The organism is Nonlabens sp. (genome assembly GCF_965660805.1).
GTDB lineage: Bacteria > Bacteroidota > Bacteroidia > Flavobacteriales > Flavobacteriaceae > Nonlabens.
On sequence record NZ_CBFIBE010000030.1, the window covers coordinates 1 to 25889 of the forward strand.

At 37.1% G+C, this 25889-nt stretch carries 28 protein-coding genes; 8 read left to right on the forward strand and 20 right to left on the reverse strand.

Features of this window, described 5'->3' with window-relative positions:
* The 7 genes from ACTF48_RS08165 to ACTF48_RS08195 form a co-directional block, all read right to left on the reverse strand.
* On the reverse strand, window positions 1-353 hold a 353-nt coding region (locus ACTF48_RS08165; protein ID WP_438962666.1), incomplete at its 3' end, for a peptide chain release factor-like protein.
* Complete coding sequence (locus ACTF48_RS08170) at window positions 354-1907, reverse strand: DUF4301 family protein (protein WP_438962667.1); 1554 nt, start codon at window positions 1905-1907, stop codon at window positions 354-356. It lies immediately after the preceding gene.
* A complete protein-coding gene (locus tag ACTF48_RS08175; RefSeq protein ID WP_438962668.1) occupies window positions 1904-2458 on the reverse strand; it encodes an AAA family ATPase in 555 nt (184 codons plus the stop codon). Before ACTF48_RS08175 ends, ACTF48_RS08170 begins: the two co-directional genes overlap by 4 nt.
* Window positions 2413-3048: a nicotinamide riboside transporter PnuC gene (gene pnuC, locus ACTF48_RS08180; protein WP_438962669.1), complete on the reverse strand. Its 636-nt coding sequence runs from the start codon at window positions 3046-3048 to the stop codon at window positions 2413-2415. Before pnuC ends, ACTF48_RS08175 begins: the two co-directional genes overlap by 46 nt.
* Window positions 3048-3308: a hypothetical protein gene (locus ACTF48_RS08185; RefSeq protein WP_438962670.1), complete on the reverse strand. Its 261-nt coding sequence runs from the start codon at window positions 3306-3308 to the stop codon at window positions 3048-3050. The genes pnuC and ACTF48_RS08185 overlap by 1 nt, the downstream gene beginning before the upstream one ends.
* Window positions 3309-3310: 2 nt before the next feature.
* Entirely contained in the window at window positions 3311-4045 is a 735-nt protein-coding gene (locus ACTF48_RS08190; protein ID WP_438962671.1) for a geranylgeranylglyceryl/heptaprenylglyceryl phosphate synthase, read from the reverse strand.
* Window positions 4038-4673: a 4'-phosphopantetheinyl transferase family protein gene (locus ACTF48_RS08195; protein WP_438962672.1), complete on the reverse strand. Its 636-nt coding sequence runs from the start codon at window positions 4671-4673 to the stop codon at window positions 4038-4040. Before ACTF48_RS08195 ends, ACTF48_RS08190 begins: the two co-directional genes overlap by 8 nt.
* 114 nt (window positions 4674-4787) lie before the next feature.
* Here ACTF48_RS08195 and ahcY point away from each other — a divergent pair, with 114 nt between their 5' ends.
* The 3 genes from ahcY to ACTF48_RS08210 all read left to right on the forward strand — a co-directional run bounded on the left by ahcY (window position 4788) and on the right by ACTF48_RS08210 (window position 6928).
* On the forward strand, window positions 4788-6104 hold the full coding sequence (gene ahcY / locus ACTF48_RS08200) for an adenosylhomocysteinase (RefSeq protein WP_438962673.1): 1317 nt from the start codon (window positions 4788-4790) through the stop codon (window positions 6102-6104).
* A 107-nt stretch (window positions 6105-6211) separates the two neighbouring features.
* The gene (locus tag ACTF48_RS08205; RefSeq protein WP_438962674.1) at window positions 6212-6427 is read left to right on the forward strand and encodes a hypothetical protein; all 216 of its coding nucleotides are present in this window, start codon (window positions 6212-6214) and stop codon (window positions 6425-6427) included.
* A gap of 135 nt (window positions 6428-6562) precedes the next feature.
* Window positions 6563-6928 carry a hypothetical protein gene (locus tag ACTF48_RS08210; protein WP_438962675.1) on the forward strand — a complete coding sequence of 122 codons (366 nt, stop codon included), beginning with the start codon at window positions 6563-6565 and terminating at the stop codon, window positions 6926-6928.
* Between the two features lie 207 nt (window positions 6929-7135).
* On the opposite strand, the gene rpmA is transcribed toward ACTF48_RS08210, so the two are convergent.
* Window positions 7136-7396, reverse strand: coding sequence for a 50S ribosomal protein L27 (gene rpmA / locus ACTF48_RS08215; RefSeq protein ID WP_438962676.1), 261 nt, complete (start codon window positions 7394-7396; stop codon window positions 7136-7138).
* A 49-nt stretch (window positions 7397-7445) separates the two neighbouring features.
* Window positions 7446-8126: a 50S ribosomal protein L21 gene (gene rplU / locus ACTF48_RS08220; protein ID WP_438962677.1), complete on the reverse strand. Its 681-nt coding sequence runs from the start codon at window positions 8124-8126 to the stop codon at window positions 7446-7448.
* A 408-nt stretch (window positions 8127-8534) separates the two neighbouring features.
* Between rplU and ACTF48_RS08225 the strand changes: the two genes are divergently transcribed.
* Window positions 8535-10256, forward strand: coding sequence for an insulinase family protein (locus ACTF48_RS08225; RefSeq protein WP_438962678.1), 1722 nt, complete (start codon window positions 8535-8537; stop codon window positions 10254-10256).
* Window positions 10257-10263: 7 nt separating this feature from the next.
* Window positions 10264-12327, forward strand: a complete 2064-nt coding sequence (locus tag ACTF48_RS08230; protein WP_438962679.1) for an insulinase family protein — start codon at window positions 10264-10266, stop codon at window positions 12325-12327.
* A gap of 72 nt (window positions 12328-12399) precedes the next feature.
* On the opposite strand, the gene ACTF48_RS08235 is transcribed toward ACTF48_RS08230, so the two are convergent.
* The 5 genes from ACTF48_RS08235 to mutY all read right to left on the reverse strand — a co-directional run bounded on the left by ACTF48_RS08235 (window position 12400) and on the right by mutY (window position 16827).
* The gene (locus tag ACTF48_RS08235) at window positions 12400-13311 is read right to left on the reverse strand and encodes a DMT family transporter (protein ID WP_438962680.1); all 912 of its coding nucleotides are present in this window, start codon (window positions 13309-13311) and stop codon (window positions 12400-12402) included.
* 80 nt (window positions 13312-13391) lie between these two features.
* Window positions 13392-13958 carry a gliding motility lipoprotein GldD gene (gene gldD / locus ACTF48_RS08240; protein WP_438962681.1) on the reverse strand — a complete coding sequence of 189 codons (567 nt, stop codon included), beginning with the start codon at window positions 13956-13958 and terminating at the stop codon, window positions 13392-13394.
* Entirely contained in the window at window positions 13943-15247 is a 1305-nt protein-coding gene (locus ACTF48_RS08245; protein ID WP_438962682.1) for a gliding motility-associated protein GldE, read from the reverse strand. The genes gldD and ACTF48_RS08245 overlap by 16 nt, the downstream gene beginning before the upstream one ends.
* 10 nt (window positions 15248-15257) lie before the next feature.
* Window positions 15258-15734, reverse strand: a complete 477-nt coding sequence (locus tag ACTF48_RS08250) for a single-stranded DNA-binding protein (RefSeq protein ID WP_438962683.1) — start codon at window positions 15732-15734, stop codon at window positions 15258-15260.
* 46 nt (window positions 15735-15780) lie between these two features.
* Complete coding sequence (mutY, locus tag ACTF48_RS08255) at window positions 15781-16827, reverse strand: A/G-specific adenine glycosylase (RefSeq protein WP_438962684.1); 1047 nt, start codon at window positions 16825-16827, stop codon at window positions 15781-15783.
* Window positions 16828-16959: 132 nt separating this feature from the next.
* On the opposite strand from mutY, the gene ACTF48_RS08260 reads away from it, so the two are divergent.
* The 3 genes from ACTF48_RS08260 to ACTF48_RS08270 all read left to right on the forward strand — a co-directional run bounded on the left by ACTF48_RS08260 (window position 16960) and on the right by ACTF48_RS08270 (window position 19689).
* A complete protein-coding gene (locus ACTF48_RS08260; protein WP_435681214.1) occupies window positions 16960-17250 on the forward strand; it encodes an HU family DNA-binding protein in 291 nt (96 codons plus the stop codon).
* Between the two features lie 364 nt (window positions 17251-17614).
* Entirely contained in the window at window positions 17615-19153 is a 1539-nt protein-coding gene (locus ACTF48_RS08265) for an Rne/Rng family ribonuclease (protein WP_438962685.1), read from the forward strand.
* Between the two features lie 62 nt (window positions 19154-19215).
* Window positions 19216-19689, forward strand: coding sequence for a regulatory protein RecX (locus tag ACTF48_RS08270; RefSeq protein ID WP_438962686.1), 474 nt, complete (start codon window positions 19216-19218; stop codon window positions 19687-19689).
* A gap of 64 nt (window positions 19690-19753) precedes the next feature.
* Here ACTF48_RS08270 and bioB read toward each other — a convergent pair whose 3' ends face one another.
* The 6 genes from bioB to ACTF48_RS08300 all read right to left on the reverse strand — a co-directional run.
* Complete coding sequence (bioB, locus tag ACTF48_RS08275) at window positions 19754-20842, reverse strand: biotin synthase BioB (protein ID WP_438962687.1); 1089 nt, start codon at window positions 20840-20842, stop codon at window positions 19754-19756.
* A gap of 212 nt (window positions 20843-21054) precedes the next feature.
* Complete coding sequence (locus tag ACTF48_RS08280) at window positions 21055-22182, reverse strand: beta-ketoacyl synthase N-terminal-like domain-containing protein (protein ID WP_438962688.1); 1128 nt, start codon at window positions 22180-22182, stop codon at window positions 21055-21057.
* Window positions 22183-22463: 281 nt separating this feature from the next.
* Window positions 22464-23744: an adenosylmethionine--8-amino-7-oxononanoate transaminase gene (bioA, locus tag ACTF48_RS08285; RefSeq protein ID WP_438962689.1), complete on the reverse strand. Its 1281-nt coding sequence runs from the start codon at window positions 23742-23744 to the stop codon at window positions 22464-22466.
* A complete protein-coding gene (gene bioD / locus ACTF48_RS08290) occupies window positions 23744-24361 on the reverse strand; it encodes a dethiobiotin synthase (RefSeq protein ID WP_438962690.1) in 618 nt (205 codons plus the stop codon). Before bioD ends, bioA begins: the two co-directional genes overlap by 1 nt.
* Window positions 24354-24767, reverse strand: a complete 414-nt coding sequence (locus ACTF48_RS08295) for a hypothetical protein (RefSeq protein WP_438962691.1) — start codon at window positions 24765-24767, stop codon at window positions 24354-24356. The genes bioD and ACTF48_RS08295 overlap by 8 nt, the downstream gene beginning before the upstream one ends.
* Window positions 24764-25889, reverse strand: a 1126-nt coding sequence (locus ACTF48_RS08300) for an aminotransferase class I/II-fold pyridoxal phosphate-dependent enzyme (protein WP_438962692.1), incomplete at its 5' end; no start/stop codon positions are given. The genes ACTF48_RS08295 and ACTF48_RS08300, both read right to left, overlap by 4 nt.

Genomic DNA, 25889 nt, shown 5'->3' on the forward strand with positions numbered 1-25889 from the left:
TTATCGTTTAAACGTTTACGTTTTACAGACCTAGGCAAGGTTCTTTTTTTGCGCGCTTTAGGGATGATAAGTACTTGATTTATAAGTTTTACAAACCTTTTGAAAACGAGTTCTTTGTTCGTTGCCTGACTTCTAGATTCCTGACTGCTCAATTGCAGTACCCCATTTTTAGTTAATCGGTTGTGTAATTTATATAGAATTCTTTGATGCTCCGCTTCTGCAAAAGCGAGGCTTTCTTCCACCTTCCATTCTAGCATAACTTTAGTAGCAACCTTATTAGCATGTTGCCCACCTGGACCACTACTGGCAAATGCAGTATATTTTACTTCTTTATGCAACTGATGGATGTCCATTTAGTTCTGGTGCGCTGGTTTTAAAAGATCGTTTACAGTTTTCACTGGATTGAAGGTAAGCAGCGGCACCTCCACAAAAACACTGTTCCAGTATGCCATACCACCATTCCACAAGCCAGGTAATTCCTGTGCTTTAATCTCCATACCTAAACGTGATTTATGGGTAATAAAACCGGTTTGTTCATCACAAAAATCTAATAGGTTGAACTTATTTCCTTTAAAATCTCGCACTGCACACACCAGATCTACTGGATTAAAATGAGTGCTGGTTTGTGCTATGGCAACCTGGTTCTTATTTGAAGTATCTATTTGAGCACTTTCTATAATTTCAATGGAAAGTTCTCCTTTTTGATTATAAACCCAGAATGGTCCACCACCTGGTTCTCCTTCATTTTTCACCATTCCACAAACTCTTAATGGTCTGTTTAAACGGTCAAAAAGATATTCTAGCTGATATTCTCGTGCATACTTCTTATAATCCATAGGTAGGACAGTAGCGAGTTCCTGGGTTAAGAAGTTTTCAATTTGTGACTGTAGTGCTTGATCTACTTGCTGGTTTTCAATGAGGTTTAAATAATTAAAACAGGTCTCTTGTAAGGACAGCAAGAAACCTGCCAGCGCTTTTTTATAAGAACCTACCTCTTGTTCTAAAGAAGAAACAGTGACGTTATCTACGTTTTTTATAAAAATGATGTCTACATCTATTTCATTCAGGTTCATAAGTAAAGCACCATGTCCCGATGGTCTGAAGAACAACTCACCGCTTTCTGTAATAACTGGATGATTATTATGATCTACGGCTATGGTATCTGTAGATGAGTGTTGATGTGAGAACTCGATTTCAAATTGAGTTCCTGTTTTTTGTTCTACGATTTGCTCAATACGATCAAACTCTGCTTTAAACTCATCTTTATAATCCTCAGAAATAGTAAAGTGCAAGGTTGCCTTATTATTTACGGCCGCATAGATACTTGCCTCAAACAGGTGCTCTTCAAAGGCTGTAGCACAGTGATCTTTATATTTATGAAATGGCACAAGACCTTTGGGTCTATGAGCATAATTCAAGCCATCTTCCTGTAGCATTTGAGACACAAATAAGAGTTTTTTTTCTCGTTCTGTTTTTGCATGCCAGTCTTTATATTTATCCTTTAACGACTCCATGACCTCATCATAAAACGGGAATTTCTCAAGAGCAATAAAAAAGGTAAAAAGATGCTGAGCTTTATGTTTATTTATAAACGAGTTTATAGAATCTTCTAAAGGATTAAAATCTCTTAAAAATTCATGCAAAAATTTAAACATGCGTGTAGCTGCACCACTTGCTGGAACTAATTTAAGGAGTTCAAGCTGCTCTATGCGAGCCTCATAGTTTTGAATATTTACAGCACGTTCTGCATCAGAAAACTTCTTGATTCCATCATTTACCGTTGCAGCACGATCCAGTTTTACCACAGGGAATCCTGTTTTAAAACGATCTATTTGTTTTAAAACCGTTTCTTTTGAAATATTCTTGCGCTCGAGTTGAGCGATTTGTTGCTCTGTAAATTGAATCATAATGTTTGTTCAATAGCCTTTATAGCGTTTTCAAATCGTGCATCATTCATTCCATCTACTATTTTAAAAGGCTTTTTAAATTTAAGAAGTGCTGCTTTAAATAAAGTAAACATTTCTTCTCGTTGTTCTGGACGATCTCTTAAATCATCTGCTTGCCATGGTAAATCTACTTGTAAAAGTACATATAAATCATAGGTTGACTTTTCTACTGCGCTAATCAGTTCCTGTGGAGCTTGATTAAAATAAGCCATACAGTACACATAAGTCTCTAGCACGTCAGTATCACAAAATAAGTAATCTCCAGCAATTTTTGTCGCTTCATTTTCTAATTTTCGTTGCCCTATCGCTATGGGTAAAATGTCTTTATATTCACAAGCTTTTCCCGTTGTATCATATTTATCTTGCAAATAACCTCTTGCAAACTCTTGGATTTGGGCAGTATGATAGTGTTGAGCTAGCTTTCGCGAAAGCGTGCTTTTACCCGTACTTTCAGGTCCGTAAAGCACTATTTTTTTTCCAGAAAATTCTCGTTGTTCAGGTATTTTTTCCATTCCACATAACCGATTACAGCAATGATAGCAAGAAAAATATAAAGCAGTGCGCTAAAACTGTATCCTTTATAAAAATACAAGGGTACAGATATCACATTACCGATGAATAACACCAGCCAGTGCTCTATCTTACGCAATGCCATCAACCACATTCCTGCAAAGAAAATTCCTGTAGTGATCATGTCTATGTAAGATACTATATGTTCTAGTCGGTTTGTTTTAACATATAATATATAAACAGCGATAGCTGTGACAACTACTAGTAACAGGCTGATCAACCATTCTTTAAGAGTAACACTAGTTATAGGTGTTTCTTGATCATGAGCGCCTTTTCTAGTCCAGATATACCATCCATAAACACTCATTATAAAGTAATACATATTGATCATCATATCACCCAGCAAGTTCCACTCATAAAGCAAATATGAAAAAATAGCAGTGCTTATAATACCATATGGAAAAACTAAAACACTATTGCGCTTAGAGTACAACACACTGATAATAGCGGTGATAACCATAATAACTTCCAGTATAATATGGAATGTAGAGTAATCTTTATACTGACCAAATATGTATTCCAAAACTTCCATTAAAAGAATGGTTCGTAATCGCTACGATCTGTTTTTACGATTTTCATATAAAATAATACCACATTAGTCTCACGCATACTCGCAGCCATTAATTGCGTGAGAAACTCCATGAGTGGCACAAACTCTCCATAGATCTGTGTACTTAATGGATTTTCTAAAACAGTAAATTCAGAATTGCGTAGCGCTTTTATAAAATCCATAATATGCTGCTCATAATCATCTTGTAAGGGTGACATGGTAAGTTCTATAGATGCCTTCATAATTAAGTGTTATTCCAGTTAACGTTTTCTTCTATAGCAGTTCCTACCACAAGTAGATCTGCTCCAGCTTGATAACTATCTTTTAATTGTTGTAAAGATCGCAAGCCACCACCTATAATTAAAGGAATATGGAGCTGATCTTTAACAGCTGTAATAATTTCTGGTTGTACAGGATTTATAGCACCACTTCCTGCTTCCAGATAGATCAATTGATTTCCCATTAACTCACCTGCAAATGCTGTGTTTATAATAGTCTCTATATCTTCTTGAGATAAGGGAACTGTTTGAGAAACACGTTGCACGGCACTTTCACGACCACCATCTATGAGTAAATAACCAGTAGGTATAATTTCTAAGTTGCTGGTTTTTAAAAGAGCAGCCGCATGACGTTGTTGCCCTATCAAGTAATCAGGATTATCACCAGATATGAGATTTAAAAATAGTAATCCATGAGCACTTTCACTCAATTGGTGATGTGATCCTGGAAAGATAACAATCGGTATCTTGATGATTTCTTTGGCAGCGGTGATCCATTCGTTTAAATCCACGTCTTGCATTGTACTGCCTCCTACAAATAAAAAGAATTTTTCTACATATAGTTCACGCTGTACCAGCTGGCATAATTCATTAATCCTTTCAAAGGTTTCTATAAAATGAGCAACAGCCGTTTTCTCTGGATCCAGTAAAAAGGCCATGGATCTCTGGCTTGTTTTAATATTTTTTATAATACTACGCATCTTGAGCTGGAAGAATATAAGCCATCATAAAATTCTCCAATTGTTTGAAAAAAACGTCAAACTTGAGATCATCATTTCCATAAACCAGTTGAGCTACCGTTTGCTCATTCTCTAAATCAAACGGCTCTACGTAACAGTTTGCCTTAAAACCTAAACCTTTAGTGCTGTAAAGTTTATACATGGACTCTTTGGCTCCCCAAATTACCGTTAGTGACTTCACTTTTTCAATAGCTTGTGCAACAAAATCTTCTTCATAACCTATAAACTTAGGAGCAATGCGCTGTATTTTATCTCTTAATTTCTCAATATCTATTCCTACCGGTTGCTCGCTTATAATAATTGCTGTAAACTCATAACTATGGGTGATAGATATATATTTATCATCATCTAAATGCGGTTTTCCTTCTTGAGAATAGTGTAAATTCTGATCTGTATAACCAGCCACTCTTAACAAGTGTCTGATACTTAAAAAACCACGTCTGTGCAGTTCTGAACTCATGGTAAACAGTCTATTCCTCGAATTTTCAGACAGTTCTAGTCCAGTGCGCAACCATGCCTCAGACTCTGTAATTTTCCAAATGTAAACACTGGTATTATTTCTATTTGTTAGGGTTTTGTAAAGAGGCACAAGAATCGATTTGTTTTTTGTAATTTTGCAGCCGCAATTTAAGCAAATAACAGCGTTTAATTTGTTGATTTTTAAACATATCAACGACCTAAAGCTAACACATTAAAATTCAATATGAGCACAAAAAAAATTCCATACGTTCCTTATAAAGTTAAAGACATCACTCTTGCCGAGTATGGACGACTAGAAATAGCCCTTGCTGAGGCAGAAATGCCAGGTCTTATGGCACTGCGCGAGGAATATAAAGAATCTCAACCGTTAAAAGGAGCACGTATCGCTGGATGTCTTCACATGACTATACAGACTGCCGTTCTTATAGAAACACTTGTGGCTTTAGGAGCAGACGTTACCTGGTCCTCTTGTAACATTTTCTCAACACAGGATCATGCCGCTGCCGCAATTGCTGCCGCTGGCATTCCAGTATATGCCTGGAAAGGTATGAGTGAAGAAGAGTTTAACTGGTGTATCGAGCAAACTCTTTTCTTTGGAGAAGAAAGAAAGCCATTAAACATGATTCTTGATGATGGTGGCGACTTAACAAACATGGTTTTTGACGAGTTCCCAGAACTTGCAGCAGGAATCAATGGACTATCTGAAGAAACGACTACTGGTGTTCACCGTTTATACGAGCGTATGAAGAATGGGACACTAGTAATGCCAGCCATTAACGTAAATGACTCAGTTACAAAATCTAAATTTGATAATAAATACGGTTGTCGTGAAAGTGCTGTAGATGCAGTACGTCGCGCGACAGACACTATGCTAGCTGGAAAGCGTGTAGTAGTATGTGGATATGGTGACGTAGGTAAAGGAACTGCTGCATCATTCCGTGGAGCTGGATCTATAGTAACTGTTACTGAGATCGACCCTATTTGTGCCCTACAAGCCGTGATGGACGGTTATGAAGTGAAGCAACTAGAAAATGTAGTTGGAAATGCAGATGTCGTTATTACTACTACAGGTAATAAGGACATTATACGCGGTGAGCACTTTAAGAGCATGCGTGATAAAGTTATCGTTTGTAACATCGGGCACTTTGATAATGAAATCGACGTGGCTTTCTTAAATACTAACTACGGTAATACTAAGGTAGAAATCAAACCACAAGTAGATAAATACACCATAGATGGTAAAGACATCATTCTTCTTGCTGAAGGTCGTCTTGTGAACTTAGGTTGTGCAACAGGTCACCCTAGCTTTGTAATGAGTAACTCCTTTACAAACCAAACGCTGGCACAAATCGAGCTATGGAATAATGTAGATAATTACAAGAATGAAGTATATATGCTTCCTAAACATTTAGATGAAAAAGTAGCTGCACTACACCTTGCAAGAATGGGCGCAGAGCTTACTGTACTTAAGAAAGACCAAGCAGAATATATAGGTGTTGAGGTTAAAGGACCTTTCAAGCCAGAGTATTACAGATATTAAATTTAAATTTTTGTTTGGCTATTACGTTAATTTTTTTATCTTGACAGCCTAGCAAATGGCGTGAATACTGATATTACGCTTTCGCGAAAGCAAAATAATAACAATTTATGAAGATTATTGAAGAAGCACTAGCTTTTGAAACAGAAACAATGAGTAATATGTCCACCAGTGATAGAGTACACGCCTCAAGAAGGGCCAAAGCTTTAATACTAGGTTTGAACGATGTATACAAAGAAAATAAAGATGAAGAAATCATGGATCTCATGAAACGTCTTACTGCCAAAAAGCAGAAAATAGAAAAGAGACTTAAAGGTAGACCATAAGTCTGTTTTTAATTTTCTAAATCTAATAGCCGTTAAAATATTCTATTTTACTAGAGTATTTTAATGGCTATTTTTGTTTTAATACTTTTACATCCATAAAAACGTTTTGCGCTTAACCCTTCTTATTTCTAAATCATGAAAAGCCTTCATTCTATCCTATTGCTTGCTATTCTTGCAGCTACCATAACATCTTGTTCTACTGATTTTAAAAGAGTAGACATAAAAACAACTAACCTATCGGGCTTTATAGAAGGTGGAAATGCAGGTGGTGTTTATGGTAATGCAAATCTTAAAATTACCCTAGATTCTATTCAAATGACAGACTGGCCTGTGTCTAAACTTACTAATAATTTAAACACACTACTAGACACTACTCTAGTAGATCAAACTAGTTTTACCGACTTTTATACCATTCAAATGGCAAACGACGGCGATTTAAAACAGCGCGAATTCATAGATTCTCTAGTAATTCAGTTTACTAAAAATGGACTGATGAAATAATACCAAAAGGAATAATTAAATGGTCTAAGGACTTTTAATTTAAACTCCTGATTGATTCGTTAAAAAAACGATTTATTAAGACTTTATAAATTCAATTTGGCATTAGCCTTACAACAGTTCTATTAGTTCCATAACACCAGTTTTTAAAACAAAAAATCCCAAGTCGCCTAAGCAACTTGGAATTTTAATTTCATAAATAATTAGTTCTTAAGCCTCTGCCGGTACGATAGAAACGTAAGATCTGTTATTTGCTTTTTTAGTAAACTTCACTAGTCCGTCTACTTTTGCATGTAATGTAAAGTCCTTACCAGCATATACGTTTTCACCTGGATGGTGCTCCATACCACGCTGACGGATAAGAATGTTACCAGCAATAGCTGCTTGTCCTCCAAAAATCTTAACACCTAAGCGTTTCGATTGAGATTCTCTTCCGTTTTTCGAACTACCTACTCCTTTTTTGTGAGCCATGGTTATAAATTTTAAGGATATTCAGTAAGAATATCGTGTTCTACTTTAATTAACTTGGCATAACTCCGCCGTTAGCTTCGTCCTGCCATTTTTTTAATTCGTCCCATTTACCATCTGCAGCCATTTGAGCTTGCATAGGCCATGAATCTGTAACGTGACTTCCACGCACATCAGCTATAATTTCTGCAATCTTAGCAGCATCAGTTGCTGCAAGGTCTGCAAAAGTCATGATACCAGCCTCATTAAGAGTGCTAGCGATCTTAGGACCGATTCCTTCAACTTTTTTCAAATCATCTCCTTTAGAAGTTGCCTTCTTTGCTGGAGCTTTCTTTGCTGCCTTAGGAGCAGCCTCTTTTGCTGGAGCTGCTTTCTTTGCTGGAGCTTTTTTCTCTGCTTTAGGAGCAGCCTTTTTTCCACCAGTTGCAGAAATACTAGAGATTTGAATCTCAGTTAATGATTGACGGTGACCGTTTTTCTTACGGTATCCTTTTCTACGTTTTTTCTTAAAAACGATTACTTTGTCACCTTTAAGGTGTCCCAGAACTTTTGCCTCAGCAAATGCTCCTTCTATAGCTGGGGCGCCGAGAGTGATGTCGTTGCCATTGCCTAAAAGAAGAACTTTATCGATAGAAACCGTAGCTCCTTCATCTTCTTGTAAACGATGTACAAACAACTTCTGATCTTTCTCGATCTTGAATTGTTGCCCTGCTATCTCTACGATTGCGTACATAATTGTAATTTAACTTTGTTAAAAAATGGACGCAAATATACTGCTATTCTGGTAATTAGCAAACTTTTTTAAATATCGCTTTTGCGAAAGCATAAAAACAACAGCTATTATTCTAAAAATACTGATTTAGAAACCCTTAGACTCTTCTTAAACTTTATAAAATCACAAGACGATCTAAACGATGTAATATACAGAAATAATGGACCACAGACAAAGGTGATACATACGGTTGAGACCTATAAACAAAATCAAAAAGGAAGGATACAAACAGTGTTTTTAAGCCCTTATTTGATATTTCTTTAACTCCTTTAAAAGGTATTTACCAGTACTTTTGAAAATCCTATAAGAAAACTGTAACGTTTTAAATAGGGTAAATACTAACTAAAGTAGAAACGTAAAAATCACAAAATGAAAAAAATTGTTTTAAGTCTTGCGGCAGCAGTTATGGCTGTGACGGGATTTGCACAAGAGGTAGAGTACACTGAGTACGATTTACCTAATGGATTGCATGTAATCCTACATCAAGAGAATGGTGCGCCTGTAGTAACAACTGCAGTAATGTATCAAGTAGGCGCAAAAGATGAAGAACCAGGTAGAACAGGTTTTGCACACTTTTTTGAGCATTTATTATTTGAAGGAACTGAAAACATTGAGCGCGGTAAATGGTTTGATATCGTTAGTGCAAATGGTGGTAGCAATAATGCAAACACAACTCAAGACCGTACCTATTATTATGAAACCTTCCCGTCTAACAATCTAGAAATGGGATTATGGATGGAAAGTGAGCGCATGTTACACCCTAAAATTGAACAAATAGGTGTAGATACTCAAAATGAAGTCGTAAAAGAAGAAAAACGCCAACGTATCGATAACGCACCTTATGGAGCTATTATCTATAGAACTGGTATAGACAAGCATTTATTTAAAAAGCACCCTTATGGTCAGAGTGTTATAGGATCTATGGAAGATCTAAACGCTGCAAAGCTTTCTGAATTCCAAGAGTTCAACGACAAATATTATAACCCTAATAATGCTACACTAGTAGTTGCTGGAGATATAGATATTCCTACTACTAAGAAAATGATTGAAGATTACTTCGGTCCTATTCCTAATAAAGCACCTAGAAATGTGCGCAAAACGATCGTAGAAGACCCTATTACAGAAACACGTTATGCAACTGAGTATGATTCAAATATTCAAATTCCTGTAAAAATCTTCTCTTACATCACTCCTAAGTCTATAGACCGTGATGCTTATGTACTAGATTACATTTCTTCAGTTTTAACTGGTGGAGCTAGTTCTAGAATGCAAAAAAGAATGGTAGAAGAAGAGCAAATCGCTCTGCAAGTACTCGCTTTTAACCAGGCTAATCAAGATTATGGAACTTACACGATGGGAGCACTATCTAAAGGTGATGTTTCTCTAGATCAACTTGCTAAGGTAATGGATGAAGAAATCGTAAAACTTCAAACAGAGTTAATCTCTGAGAGAGAATACCAAAAACTTCAAAACCAGTTTGAAACTAGATTTGTAAGCTCTAACTCTAGTGTGGAAGGTATTGCAGCATCACTAGCTACCTATAACATGCTTAAAGGAGACACAGAATTAATTAACAAAGAGCTAGACATATATAGAAGCATCACACGTGAAGATATCAAGCGTGTTGCAAATGAATACCTGAACCCTAATCAAAGATTAGAACTAGATTACCTAGCTGGAAGCGCTCCTACTGAAGAAGAAACAGCTGCTGCAGCAGATGAGGTAAAGGTGGTAGATAACAAATTACAAATTAATAAGATCTACTTTGATAACGATAAAGCAGCAATAACTGCGAGTGCCTCTAAAGAACTAGACCGCATCGTAAACATGATGATGAAAAATACATCTATGGAAATACTTGCAGAAACTTACACAGATAGTAAAGGAAGTAACGATTACAATAAAACGCTATCTCAAAAACGTGCCGATGCCGTGAGAAGTTACCTAATCGCAAAAGGAGTAGCTGCTAACCGTGTAAAAGCAATAGGCCGTGGAGAGGCAAATCCAGTAGTAGATTGTGAAAATAAAAAATGTACTGAAGAGGAATTAGAACTCTCCAGAAGAACTGAATTTACCATTACTAAAAAATAACATTATAATGAAAAAGCAACTTATATTTTTAATGGTATTATTCCTAGCAGGAACTAGCGCCATTGCACAAATAGACCGATCACAAATGCCTGCCTCTGGTCCTACTCCAGAGATTAATTTAGGTAAACCATATTCTTTTGAACTTAAAAATGGTTTAAAAGTACTCGTAGTAACTGATAAGAAGTTACCTACCTTCAGCATGAGTTTAGACCTTAACAACCCACCAATTTTTGAAGGTGATAAGGCTGGTGTACAGTCCTTAACTGGTGCCATAATGGGAAAAGGATCTACTGAAACTGCTAAAGAAGAGTTTAACGAGCAAGTAGATTTCTTAGGCGCTAGAATAAGTGTAGGAACTGGTGGTGGTTTTGCCGCAAGTTTATCTAAGTACAAGAATGATGTTTTTGGACTTTTTGCAGAGGCCGCTTTTAAACCTAACTTCACTCAAGAAGAATTAGACTTTGAAAAGTCTCAATTAATAGAAGGATTAAAATCTGGTGAGAACAGTGCAGCTGCAATTGCTGGTAAAGTACGCAGCGCTTTAGTTTATGGAAAAGATCACCCAGCAGGTGAGTTTGCAACTGAAGAGACAGTAAACAACGTAACGCTAGAAGACGTTAAAAACTTCTATGCTAGCTACTTTAAACCTTCAAATGGATACTTAATTATCACTGGAGATATTGAGAAAAGAGAAGCTAAAAAGCTAGTTAAAACACACTTCGGTAAATGGGAGAAAGGAACTGCTCCAGAACCTACTCTACCTACTCTAGCCGATGTAGGGCAAACTGAAATCAACTTAGTAGATGTGCCTAACGCTGTTCAAACAGAACTAGCTGTCATGAGTCTTTCTGACTTAAAGATGAATGATCCTGATTACTATGCTGTTCTTGTAACTAACTATGTTTTTGGAGGTTCTTTTGGGTCTTATTTAAACATGAATTTACGTGAAAAAAATGGTTATACTTATGGAGCCCGCTCTAGTATAGGAGCTGGTAGAAACTATAAGAGTACATTTAGAGCAACTGCCAAAGTACGTAATGAAGTTACCGATAGCGCTGTAGTAGAAACCTTTAAAGAACTAAACAGAATACGTGATGAATATGTAGATGAAGAGATCCTTGCTACCGCAAAGGCTAAGTTCCTAGGAAACTTCATTATGCAGTCTGAAGATAAGTCTGTAGTTGCAGATCGCTCTATCAGTATTCAGAAAAATGAACTTGATGACGATTTCTATAAAAACTTTATTGCAAACATTAATAAAGTTACTAAAGAAGATGTAAAACGTGTAGCAAACAAATATCTAAGCCCAGATAAAATACGTATTGTACTCGTAGGTAAAGCAGGAGACATTCTTGAGCCACTGGAGAAAATGACTCTAAATGGACAACCAGTGCCTATTAAATTTTATGATAAAAACGCAAATGAAACAGAACGTCCATCTACCATAGAGATTCCAGCAGGTCTTACTGCTCAAACCGTTTTAGATAATTACATCAAAGCGATAGGTGGAAAAGATGCGGTAAGTAGTATTAACGGTATTTCTCAATTCTCTGCTTTTACCTCTCCTATGGGTGAAGTAATCATGGATGTTAAAAGCCAGAAAGGTGATAATTGGGCTATGGTCATGAAAATGGGAGGTCGTGAAATGAACAAGCAAGTTTATAAAGACGGAAAAGGAACCGTAAGCGGTATGGGACAATCTCAAGAATTATCTGGAGACATGCTAGAAGCTGTTAAGGCAGAAGCTATGTTCTTACCAGAATTATATCATGCAGATAAAGCTCAGCTAGACGGTGCTGAAAGATTAGGAGATCACAACGTTTACGTCATTAAGTGGAATAACTTCAAGAAGTCCTTCTACGATACTGAATCTGGTCTACTTGTAGGTACTGAAACTACCTCAATGACACCACAAGGAGAGACTAAAGTAGTAACCAGATATTCAGAATTCAAAGAATACTCTGGTGTAAAATTCCCGACAACTATGGTAATTCCTATGATGGGTCGCGAACTTATTTTTGAATTGAAAGATCTTAAAGTAAATCCAGGTTTAACTGATTCAGATTTCTAGAAAGTTGATGGATTGAATTACGCTTTCGCGAAAGCGTAATCACAGAAACACCATAATTATTAAAACCAGCAGCTACTTAGTTGCTGGTTTTTTTTGGCCTCTAGTAACCAATACCACAGCAAAAATAATTACCGCCGTAGCTACTCCTTGCCATACACTAAATATCTCACCATCTAATATTCCCCAAGTAAGCCCTACAACAGGCATTAAATAAGTTACGGAGCTAGCAAAAACTGGTGAGGTAATCTGAACAAGTTTGTTGAACATGATCTTTGCGGCAACCGTTCCAAAAACACACAGCACTAGTATATACCCTAAACTGCGCAATACAGGTTCACTTGTGTAATCCAGTGAAGCACCGTCTGCACTTAAAAACACGATCATAGCTAGTGGTAAAATAAAAACAAAGTTCCCAGTAGCAATAGCCAGTGGCTTGATGTTCTGCAAATACCTTTTAATAATATTTACATTACTAGCATAGCATGTACAAGCTATAAAGACGAGACCGGCAAACAGATAATTCTGCTCTGGATTATTTTCCATTCCAGAGAACACCAGACCTATAGCTCCTGCTAGCCCTATAATAACACCTATCAATTGTGTGCGTGAAAAAGCAATCCCAAAAATCACCGCTCCCATAATTAAGGTAATAAGCGGTACCGTAGAATTAAGAATAGCACTTATGGCACTATCTATTTCGGTTTGTGCATAAGCAAAGAGAAAAGCTGGGAAAAAAGTCCCTAATAACCCTGATATAAACAACCACTTCCAGTCCTTACGATCTGTGGCGATAAAGGATTTCCATCCTATCACGATGAGCATACAACCAGAAATAATAGTGCGTGCAGCTCCTAGTTGTAAGGGCTGTAATATTAAGTTACCAGTACCATCATCGCCTAGCGCTTTTTTTATAAGTATAAATGACGTACCCCATATCAAACTAAGAATGACTAGATAAAGGTACTTGAGCTTAGAATTATCCATAAAAAAAATTAAAAGCCCAAAGGTCATTCTTTTTCAGAGACTAAATGATAGTTATTTATTAAGCATAAAAAATAAAACCATTATTTCCAGTTCATAGACTCCATCATCTTGCGCATATCTAATTTAATATAATCTATAGCGGGATAAATGGAGTCATAATTAGGCGCACGGTCAAAGTAAAGAGACGCTGTCACAAAATTGTGTATACTATCTGTAACATAGAACTGAACATTTGAAGCTGCATTACCTTCTATCGCATACATCATCCCATAAACAGAGGTATCAGGATTGAGGTAAATTTTATCATCGATAACATCGGCCATGCGGTTGTGGGAGAATGAAAGTTTCTGTCCGTCTATTAATAATTCTCTAATGTTGTTTTGTACTGGCGCATAGTCCATGTAAACCGTCGCATCCATAAACGGGTACTCAATCTTCATAGAGCAATCACTTTTTGCAAGTACTCGAGCATAAGTATTAATTTCAAACTCAAAAGGGCAGTTTTCCTTAATAAGCTTTTCATATTCTGGTGATGGATACTGCAAGGCAAGTTGAGCTTGTGGTTTAGGCCTCAAGTCATTATCACCACAGCTAGCAGTGAACAAAACGAGAATGAAAACCGTACATACTTTTAAGGCTTGGTACATTTTACTTGTTTAATACGTTTCTTGTCCATGGACTCTACCATAAACGTAAATCCTTCAAAGGTTATTTTATCAAGCTTGCGTGGAAAATAACCGGTTTGCTCTAGTAAGAAACCAGCTATGGTTTCTGACTCACCTTTTGCTGTGTCAAAAAGTTCTATCTGTAGCTCTTCTAGATCAGTAATGCGGTAAAAATCTTTAAGCGGCGTTTTCCCTTCAAACACATAATTTTTATCATCTATTTTAGAATAAATTAGATTTTCATCATCAAACTCATCACTTATATCTCCTACGATCTCTTCTATAATATCTTCTAGAGATATTAAACCACTGGTTCCTCCATATTCATCCACTACTATAGCGAGGTGTTTCTTTTGCTCTTGAAACTCCTGAAGCAAATCATCTAATTTTTTATTTTCTGGGACAAAATATGCTTCTCTCAGCAGCTTAGTCCATTCATAATTTTTACGCTCTATATAAGGTAATAAGTCCTTTACATATAAAACTCCTGTAATTTGATCTATACTTTCTTTATACACTGGAATTCTAGAATATCCATTTGAAACCACCTCAGTAATCACATCTTTAAAATCCATGTGTTCATCAAGGGCAAAAACATCAGTACGGTTGCGCATTACCGTTTTAGTATCTGTATTCCCAAAGCTCACAATCCCTTGTAACAGTTGCTGTTCCTCATCAGTAGTATCTTGATGATCAGTAAGTTCTAGAGCTTGTGATAGTTGTGAAACCGTAATACTGGATTTTTTACTTCCTAATCGTTCATGAATCTGAATGGTCACATAACGCATAGGTAAACTCAAAAAGCTAAAAAGCTTATCGAGGACACTTAAAGGAATAGCCATAAAGTTTGCAAACTTCACAGCGTTCCTGTTAGCATATACTTTAGGTAATATCTCTCCAAAAAGCAATATCAAAAAAGTAGCTATAACCACTTCTAAAATAAATCGCAGCCACTCCGTTTCTACAGTGCTCAACCAGCTGTCTGCTAGAATACTAAAAATAAGTACCGTAGTGATATTAATAGCATTATTTGCAATTAATATGGTAGCGAGCAGTTTTTTAGGTCGGTCTAGTAACTTAGCCACTTGTTCCCGTCGCGGGAAATTTTCTTGATCTTCTTCTAGATCTATAGTTTCTAAAGAAAATAGAGCTACCTCAGCGCCACTTATCATAGCACTTAAAACGAGTAAGATTATAAAAATAAAAAAGTAAACCAGTTCACCAGAACCAGAAATGGTCATTAATAATAAATGCGCTGAGTCAGGATCCACTTATATGTAATTAAAATGGTAAATCATCGTCATCTTCACTAGTAGAAGCTACAGGTGGTGCTGGATTATTTTGAGCAGGCTGCTGTTGCGACGCTTGTGGTTGCGCTGCACGTTGTGCTTGCGGCTGTGCTGGTGCACTCGTGTTTTCTCCTTTAGGAGTTAAAAAAGTAAACTCTTGTACTTGAATTTCAGTAGTGTAGCGTTGCTGTCCATCTTCACCAGTCCACTGCCTGTTTTTAATACGTCCTTCTATATAAACTTTATCTCCTTTTTTAAGGTACTTTTCACAAACCTCAGCGGCTTTATTGCGTACCACGCAGTTGTGCCACTCTGTATTTGAAACACGCTCGCCAGTGTTTCTGTTCATATACTCTTCATTTGTAGCTAGTGGAAAACGACCTATACAGTTTCCTCCTTCAAAGTATTTCATTTTCACTTCGTCTCCAGTGTGTCCTATAAGTATTACTTTGTTTACTGTTCCTGCCATGGTTGTACTATTTTGAATTCTATCAAGCGTGTAAAGATAATTAATCTTAAAGATAAGAATTCCAGAATGAACTCATAAAACGATCCATTAAAATATGCAATGGTTTTTTAAAAGCATCAGTAATAGATATACTGTTTTCAAGTTCTACGTCTACTTCAACAATCCAGAAATAAGCATGTACTTTGCGATGCGATAATTTATGAATAATAGGATCTTGGTTATATACGCTTTCGCGAAAGCGCACTCCACTCCACCATTCTTGCTGCTCAAGGAGTTCTCTTAACTCTACAGCCAGCAGTGCTCCATCACTCTGGATAAAAGGAAATTCATAGAGTCCTGCCCAAATACCTGTTTGTGGCCGTTCTTGTAAAACCGTTTTACCCAGTGGTGTTTGCAATACGATATAATGATGGTGTAGGTTTTTAACTTTAGTCTTTTTAATCTTTACAGGCAGCTCTTCTATGCGGTGATCACTAAAAGCCACACAATCCTGTTGAAAGGGACATGCGGTACAATCTGGATTTTTAGGCACACATTGCAGCGCACCAAATTCCATAATAGCCTGATTATAAGTATGTGGCTCTTGCTGATCCAGCAATTTCACAGCAAGTAGCTTAAACTCTTTAATACCACTCGTCTCATTAATAGGAGTACTAATACCATATATTCTAGAAAGAACTCTATACACGTTACCATCTACTACTGGCACGACTTCTTTAAAGGCAAAACTGGCAATGGCAGCGGCCGTATAGTCGCCCACACCTTTTAAATCGAGTAGTTTTTTATAAGAATCTGGAAAAATACCACCTAATTCAACCACTTGTTGTGCTGCTTTATGGAGGTTTCTAGCTCTAGAATAATAGCCTAATCCTTGCCATAATTTAAGCACTTCTTCTTGTGGTGCACCTGCAAGATCATGTACTGTGGGAAAGGTCTTCACAAACCTCTCATAATACGGTAAGCCTTGATTCACGCGGGTTTGTTGCAAGATCACCTCACTTAACCAGATGCGATAAGGATCTTGAGTAGCTCGCCATGGCAAGTCTCTTTTATGTAATTCATACCATTTTATAAGTTGCTTTGAAAAATTCATTATTTTTACCCATTAAGAAATGGCAAGATATATCTTCTTAAAATTTAATCAATTAGAGAATCGTATTTACATTATTACCGTATATTTGCGCCCTGTTTAACAAACGCTATTAATTAATTATTCAATTTAAACATGACTAAAGCAGATATCGTATCTAAAATTTCAGATAAGTTAGGAATGGAAAAGACTGATGTGCAGGCAGCTGTAGAGTCTTTCATGAATGAAGTAAAAGGTTCATTAGAATCTGGAGAAAATGTATATTTACGCGGTTTCGGGAGCTTTATCGTTAAAACGAGAGCAGAGAAAACGGGACGTAACATTTCTAAGAATACAACAATTAAAATACCAGCTCACAATATACCAGCCTTTAAACCTGCTAAAGTATTTGTAGAAGGTGTGAAAACAAACGTAAAAGTTAAGTAAAAATATAAGAGATATGCCAAGCGGTAAAAAAAGAAAAAGACATAAGGTAGCGACTCACAAACGTAAAAAGCGTCGTCGCGCAAACCGTCACAAGAAGAAAAAGTAGTATTTCACTACTTTTTCTTTTTATATCAATACTGGTACTTCTGTCACCTTATATGCTCAGCACTTTTTTTTAAAAGTAGCCCCATTGTGGTATTCCATAAGAGCAGTTCCTACCAGTGGATATAATTCACAATTCACGTTCATTGAAATAGAGTCATCCTCAAGGTGACTTGTCGCGTTATGAGTATGATACTCATGACAATTTAAAGTATAACAATTTCTATAACTCAATGTAGTTGTAGAACTAACAATTGGAATCATGGATAAAGAAATTATTATCCGTTCCGGTTCTACTAAAGTGGACTATGCCCTTACTAAAAATGGTAGGCTAGTCGAGTTACACAAAGATGAAGATGAAAATAAATTTGCAGTAAGCGATATTTTCCTTGCCAAAACACGCAAGGTCTTATCGGGTCTTAATGCCTCATTTGTAGATGTAGGCTATGAGAAAGATGGTTTTTTACACTATCATGACTTAGGACCTCAATACCTTACTCAATTTAAGTTCACTAAGCAAATTCTAAGCGGTAGACGCAAGAATTATGCACTTAAAGATATTAAACTAGAAAAGGAATTAGAAAAATCAGGTAGCATTACAGATGTAGTAGCTCCTAACCAACCTATTCTAGTACAAGTAGTTAAAGAACCTATCTCCACAAAAGGACCTAGATTAAGCGCAGAGCTTTCTATTCCTGGTAGATATGTAGTTCTCGTTCCTTTCTCAGACCGTATTTCTATTTCTCAAAAAATAGAAAACCGTGAAGAAAAGAGCCGACTTAAAAGACTTGTTAAAAGTATTAAGCCTGCCGGCTTTGGCGTTATAGTGCGCACGGTTGCAAAAGGCAAATTAGTAGCAGAACTGGATCAGGACTTACAGAACCTTATCACAAAATGGGAAAACATGTGTGCAAGACTGCACAAAGCAAGTTTCCCCACTAAAGTAATGACTGAGGTCAGTCGTACTAACTCCATCATGAGAGATGTTTTTAATGACACCTACACTTCTATAGTGGTAGATGATGAAGAAGTATGTAATGAAATCAAAGATTACTTAAAAACTATTGCTCCTGGAAAGGAGTCCATTGTAAAATATCACAATCCACGCACACCTATTTTTGAAAAATATGGTATCGAGAGACAAATAAAGACGTCTTTTGGCCGCACTGTTTCTATGAGTAAAGGTGCTTACCTAGTCATAGAACATACTGAGGCAATGCATGTGATAGATGTAAACTCTGGAAATCGATCAAATAAAGCAAACAGTCAAGAAGACACCGCTCTAGAAACCAATCTTATATCGGCTAGTGAAATAGCAAGACAATTAAGATTAAGGGACATGGGTGGAATCATTGTTGTAGACTTCATAGACATGCGTCAAGCAGATCATAGAAAGAAACTCTATGAGCACATGCGAGATGAAATGGCAGATGATCGTGCTAAACACAAAATACTTCCTCCTAGTAAATTTGGACTTATTCAAATTACTAGACAGCGTGTTAGAAAAGAGATGGAAATCAAGACTCGCGAAGAGAATCCTGATGGCAATGGAAATGAAATTCAAGCTCCTATTCTTATTATCAATAAGATTAAAGAAGAGCTAGAAAAGCATTTAAAAAACGGTCATAAAAAAGTAACGCTTAATGCGCACCCTTTTATAGCTGCTTTTATTACTAAAGGTTACCCATCGATCCGTTCTAAGTGGTTTATGAAACACAAGAAATGGATTAAAGTATTACCTAGAGATGCTTACACTTATCTAGAATATAAATTTAAAGATAAAGACGGTAACGTACTCTAAATTATTTAAAAACGCCTGCAGGCTTATCTTGCAGGCGTTTTTTTGTGCACTATCTTTGCGCCATGCCGCAAGAAACTTATACCGTTGAACAAGCTACTCGAGCTATAGAACGCTACTGTGTTTACCAAGAGCGCTGTCATAAAGAGGTAGAAGAGAAATTGCGCAAGATGGGTATGATTCAACTGGCTATAGATGAAATTATACCGCATCTTATTCATCACAAATTTTTAAATGAAACTCGATTTTCTCAGAGTTTTGCTCGAGGAAAATTCCGCAATAAGCATTGGGGACGTAATAGGATTGTAAGAGAACTAAAGCTGCGTAAAATCGGCGAGCGTAACATCAAAATAGCTTTACAAGAAATCACTCCTGAGGAGTATGATGCTTCTTTTGAGACGCTTTCGCGAAAGCGTTATGAACAACTGCACCATGAAAAAGACAAGTACCGCAAACGCAAAAAACTAGCTGACTATTTACTTTATCGAGGTTGGGAAGGTGATCTAGTTTATGACAAGGTGAAGGAACTTATTCCTTAAAGAAATCCAATCTGGAATGACATAATTCACTATCAAAATACTCAAAAAAATGCCTTAGATTTTACTAAGCTTTAACAGGTTTTGCGGCTGCTTTTGCTTCTTCATTACGCTCTATGGTGTGTCCTGGACGTGTCCATTTAGGCTTTTCACCTAGTGCTTTATACTCAGAATATTGCGCCTCTACAGTTTCTGGTTGTGCCTTTTTTACAAAAGGTTTCATAGGCTCTAGTCCTAGTAATTTGAACATTTCCATATCCTCATTCACATCAGGATTAGGAGTTGTTAGTAATTTATCTCCTGCAAAAATAGAATTAGCACCTGCAAAGAAACACATCGCCTGTCCTTCTCGAGTCATTTGCGTTCTACCAGCACTTAAACGTACTTGAGTTTGTGGCATTACTATACGAGTAGTCGCTACCATGCGCACCATATCCCATATAGAAACTGGTGTTTGTTCTTCTAGCGGTGTTCCCTCTACGGCAACAAGAGCATTAATAGGAGTGCTCTCCGGCTGCGGACTTAAGCTAGCAAGTGCTACTAGCATTCCTGCTCGATCTTCGGCACTTTCTCCCATTCCTATGATTCCACCACTACAAACAGTTACATTAGTTTTGCGTACGTTATCAATAGTGTCTAATCGATCCTGATAACCACGTGTAGAAATTACCTCCTTATAATATTCTTCACTACTATCTAGATTGTGATTGTAAGCGTACAGTCCAGCTTCGGCAAGGCGTTTTGCTTGATTTTCTGTAATCATACCTAGCGTACAGCATACTTCCATATCTAGTTTATTAATGGTACGCACCATTTCTAAAACTTGGTCAAATTCTGGTCCATCTTTTACGTTTCTCCAGGCTGCACCCATACATACTCTAGAGCTACCGCTAGATTTAGCGCGTAGGGCTTGTGCTTTTACCTGTTGTACAGTCATCAAATCATTTCCTTCAATATCTGTATGATAACGTGCAGCTTGTGGACAATAACCGCAATCCTCAGGACAACCACCGGTTTTTATAGAAAGTAGCGTAGAAACTTGAACCTGATTAGGATTATGCGATGCTCTATGAATCGTTGCCGCTTCATAAAGTAAATCCATCAATGGTTTATTGTAAACTTCTAGTACTTCTTCTTTGGTCCAGTCGTGTCTCATGTTCATTTTTCTATGGGGTAAAAGTAATAATTTCTTTCTGTTATCTGTTATCTGTTATCTGTTATCTGTTATCTGTTATCTGTTATCTGTTATCTGTTATCTGTTATCTGTTATCTGTTTGAACTTGCAAAGCAAGTTCAAACAATGGATCATTGTTTTTATTTAAGATAATTGAACTAGTAGGAATACATATTAAGGATAAAAAAAGCAAACTATAAAGCTTCCAACAGCAAACTGACCGCATTACCGCCAAAACCTGTTGCGTTTATCAAAACCTTTTTAGGAACAACCTTTTCACCGCGTGGATTTGTAAAAGAATCATCTAAATAAGGAATCTTAAACACCTTTTTTTTGGAAAACATTTCTATTGCCATGGCTATACTCATGGCACTGCTTGCTCCTAGTGTGTGACCTACTTGCCATTTATTGTTACATAACACTGGATAGCTAGTTCCAAACACTTCTTTAATCGCATTAAACTCTGCTTGATCACCTTTAATCGTTCCTGGAGAATGGGTAATAATAGCATCCACCTCATCTAGTGAAGTATGCTTGAGTGCTCTTTTCATAGAATCTTGTAAACATTTCCCATTTACTGATAAAGATGTAGCACTGCTTAACTGTTCAATAGCAGTTCCGTAGCCTGTAATTTGAGCTATAGACTTTTGTGCTTCCTTTTTAGAAAGAGTAAAACAGGCAGCAGCTTCTCCCAGCACCATCGTGTTTTCACTCTTTTCTAGGTCTAAAGCACGACACGGGAAGTCGTTTTTTTGAGTCGCATAAATACGTAACGCCTTCATTTGAGCAATAGTAAAAGGTGTCAGTGGCGCCTCTGCTCCACCTACTATAAATTCATCTACCATATCACTTTCTAACCACGCGATGGCATTAAGCACAGCATGTGAAGCCGTTGCACAGGTAATCGAATGAGAAAAGGCTGCAGCATCTATTCCTAGATCTTGCGCAATCCATGTAGATATATTTCCTAAAGTAGTTAAAGGAGATGATTGGGTTGTAGCTTTTCCGTTTTTGCTAAAGCATGAAAAACTCTCTTCCCACACACCAGTAGCTCCTCGAGAAGAACCTATATTAATTCCTATTCTATTTGAACTGATCTTAAGTTCTCTAGCCGCAAGCATAGCCAGGATTACCGATCTGTCTAGTTGTTTATACCATTTAGATTCATTCCTAAGAGCCGTTAATTGTAACTCATGAGCTTGTTGAATAGGTGCCACAAGTCCGGTTTCCAGAGATTTAATAGCCGTCATCAAACTACCAAAACCAGACGGAGCAAGTGGTGAGACCACACTAGAATCGTTAATGTAAATAGGGTTTTTCAATCGTATTATATTGCTGTTGCAAAAATGCTGCTAACTAATTTAAATAAGGTGCAGAACTAAAGAAAATTTCCAAAAAAGTCATCCAACTTTATAAAATATGAGCGATTTTATAAGGTATAGGAAATGAGTCTTCAGTATTCTTTATACCAAAAACAACAATTAATTATTCCAATATTTCTCTTTGAATTCTAGATTGCTTCGTTAAAATAAATTGAATTTGGTATAATATAAGTTTTAGAGGCGCACATAGTAACCGTCTAGATGGTTACAGCCATCTACCGTTATTGCCCTAATTCATCTAGAAAAGATAAAATAGCTTTATATAACAATTCTAATTCTGCAGGCGAGGTAGTAAAAGGAGGAACTATATAAACCGTTTTACCTAGCGGTCTTAAAAAAATGCCATTGCTCATAAACCATTGAAAAATATCATTGCGTTTGCTGCCATAACGTTCCATTTCTATAGCAAGATCTATCGCAAAGATGACACCACAAGAGCGCACCTGAGCTACCGCTTTATGCGATTGAAAAACCTTCACATGTTCTTGATGCATTCTTGATAGGTAAGCTATATTTTCTTGAATAGGCAGAGAAGTTAATAAATCAATCCCTGCTGCAGCCACGGCACAACCTAAAGGATTCCCAGAATAAGTATGACCATGAAAAAAACCTTTGGCTAATTCATCATCATAAAAAGCATCATAAACTTCCTGCGTACAAGTGGTAATCGCCATAGGCATGATACCGCCAGTAAGTGCTTTGGATAAGCACATGATATCTGGTTTATTTGTAATCTGATCACTGGCAAATAAAGTTCCTGTTTTACCAAAACCGGTCATTACCTCATCTGCGATGGTGATGATCCCGCTTTCGCGAAAGCGTAATAACAACCTACATAAGTGCTCTGGATCATGCATTTGCATAGCAGCAGCTCCTTGCACTAGTGGTTCATAGATAAAAGAGGCTACCTGATATTGTGCGACCAGCTCATCGATGCGTTTTAAAACCTTTTCTATGTTTTCTTCTGTAGGAACTGGAATGCGTTTTACATCTATGAAAAAGTCTTCAAATGGCCCGTTATAAATAGACAAGCCACTAGCACTCATCGCGCCAAAAGTGTCTCCATGAAATCCATTTTCAAAGGCAATGACCACATTGCGTTTTTCACCACGATTAAAATGATACTGAAACGCCATTTTTAAAGCGATCTCCACACTAGTAGATCCGTTTTCAGAAAAGAATAATTTTTTCTGATTATAAGGCAAGATACCGATCAGTTTCTTAGATAAAACTGCTGCTGGCTCATGCGTCATTCCCGCAAAAACCACATGATGCAACTGGTCTACTTGATTTTTAATAGCCTGCGTAAGCACAGGATTTGCATGGCCATAACTACAAGTGTACCAGCTAGAAATCGCATCAAAATACGGCTTATCATCATAATCAAACAGATAATTACCCTGCGCCTTTTTAATAGCCAGTGGTTGTGCTGCAGTTTTATGTTGCGTTAAGGGATGCCATATATGTGCGGCATCTAGTTCTTGAAGTTCTTGTGCCGTCATCAATTAGATAATTTTTCTCGCAATACAGTGGCTAGTGACGCCACCGCTTGCTGATCTAAAACATTTATTTTAGGTAAATGTGCGATAGTAGGAACACCAGTCATTTTTTCAATAATCTCTATGGTTCCAGCTAGTTCTACCTGATTATAGATAATACCTGCACAAGTTAATCCTCGAGATTTTAAAGCCTCTATACTTAATAAAGTATGGTTTATACTTCCCAGGTAGCCTGAACTTACTAGAATTACTTTATCATCAGGTTGTATTAAATCTATAATCGTGTGCGTATTATTTAATGGTACTAACAAACCTCCAGCACCTTCTATAACGAGTTGATTTTCTGTTTGAGGTCGTTTAATTTGATCTATTTCTATGGTAATTCCATCTATGGCAGCTGCCTCATGCGGACTCATGGGCGTTTCAAGAAAATAGCGTTCTTTATGAAATACTGTTTTAGAATTACTAATCAACCGCTGTACTTCCATGCGGTCAGAGTGCTCTATGCCGCCGCTTTGAACAGGTTTCCAGTAATCTGCTTGTAAAGCTTCGGTAATTAGTGCTGCAACGAGAGTTTTACCTACATCAGTACTTATACCGGTTATAAAATAATTATTCATTAAGGTCAAATTTATGAGAGCAGTTCCTGCATTTATAATGTTTCTCATTTGAAAAAGGAAAAATACTCAATAAAACTGCTTTTAAACGTTCTGCAAAGGTACTCGCAGTAAGTACATCACTCTGCTCACGCACCTGTCTTTTTTTACAGTTAGGACATATTACTAAGTTTGTGATGCGCTGTGTAATCTCAGGATTAGAGGTCTCTATGAGCCCTATCGCTTTAATATAATCCTCTTTATATACATCCATTTTAACGCCGCCTATAGCATTAGTCGCAAATGGATCTGTGGCGATGGTAAATTCATCTCTTAAAAATACAGGCACGTTCTCGCTTTCTAGTTTTGATTTAATAACGGCAGCCTCAGCAGGATAAGCAAATACGGCTATGGTTCTGAATTTACTCATTTCTTTTTCAGTGATTTAGCAATAATTTGTAACACTCGTTCACAATCCTGGATCGTATTATAACTATGTAAACATAATCTTAATCGTTCTTGACCTTGGGGAACCGTAGGAGATAAAATCGCTCTTACATCATACCCGTTTTTATGCAAGAGAGCTGCTGTGTTTTTTACTTTATCATTACCTGGTATGATGCATATTTGTATGGCGGTCTCGCTTTCGCGAAAGCGTAATCGCAAACCATTTTGCACCACAAGTCTATTGAACTTCTCAATTAACTCTTGTAATTTATATACATTATCGTGTTCATTTTCTAAACGGTCATAACCAGCATTTATAAGTTGTAAAGCATGTGGTGGTAAGGCCGTGGTATAAATAAATGATCGGGCAAAGTTTATGAGATACTGTATTAAATCAAAGCTGCCCAGTATGGCAGCACCATGGCATCCTAGCGCTTTTCCATAAGTCATCACTCGAGCAAACACCTCGTTTTCCAGCCCTAAATGCTGTACGAGCCCTTCACCATATTCCCCTATGACACCTAGCGCATGTGCCTCATCTACAATAAGATATGCGTTATGTCGCGATTGAACAAGCCTCACGATCTGGTGCAGCGGTGCTTGATCTCCATCCATAGAAAAAACTGATTCTGTAATGACATAAACTTCTTGCTCTTCTCCTAGTCCAAATTTATCGAGTAGGATTTGCAGGTGATTCATATCATTATGACGAAATTTTAAAGAACGTGCCATAGATAGCTGTATGCCATCTCTTATACTGGCATGCACCAGTTCATCATATAAAATCAAATCGCCACGCTGTGCGGTGCTGCTTATGAGTCCTAGGTTTGCATCATAACCTGAGTTGAAAATCAGCGCGTTTTCAGCTTTGTGAAAGGTCGCGATGCGCTTTTCTAAAGTTTCAAATTGTTTACTATGACCTGATAATAATCGAGATCCTGTAGCACTATTTGCAGCAGTAGTTATGGAGTGAACAGGCATTTTTGCAAAGCCCAAATAATCATTTGAAGCAAAGTCTATGAGGTTTTCATGCACTTTAAGGTCACGCATGCTTCCAGAGAAGTGGCGCATTCCTAGCTTGCGTAAAAGTTTATCGGGTAACATG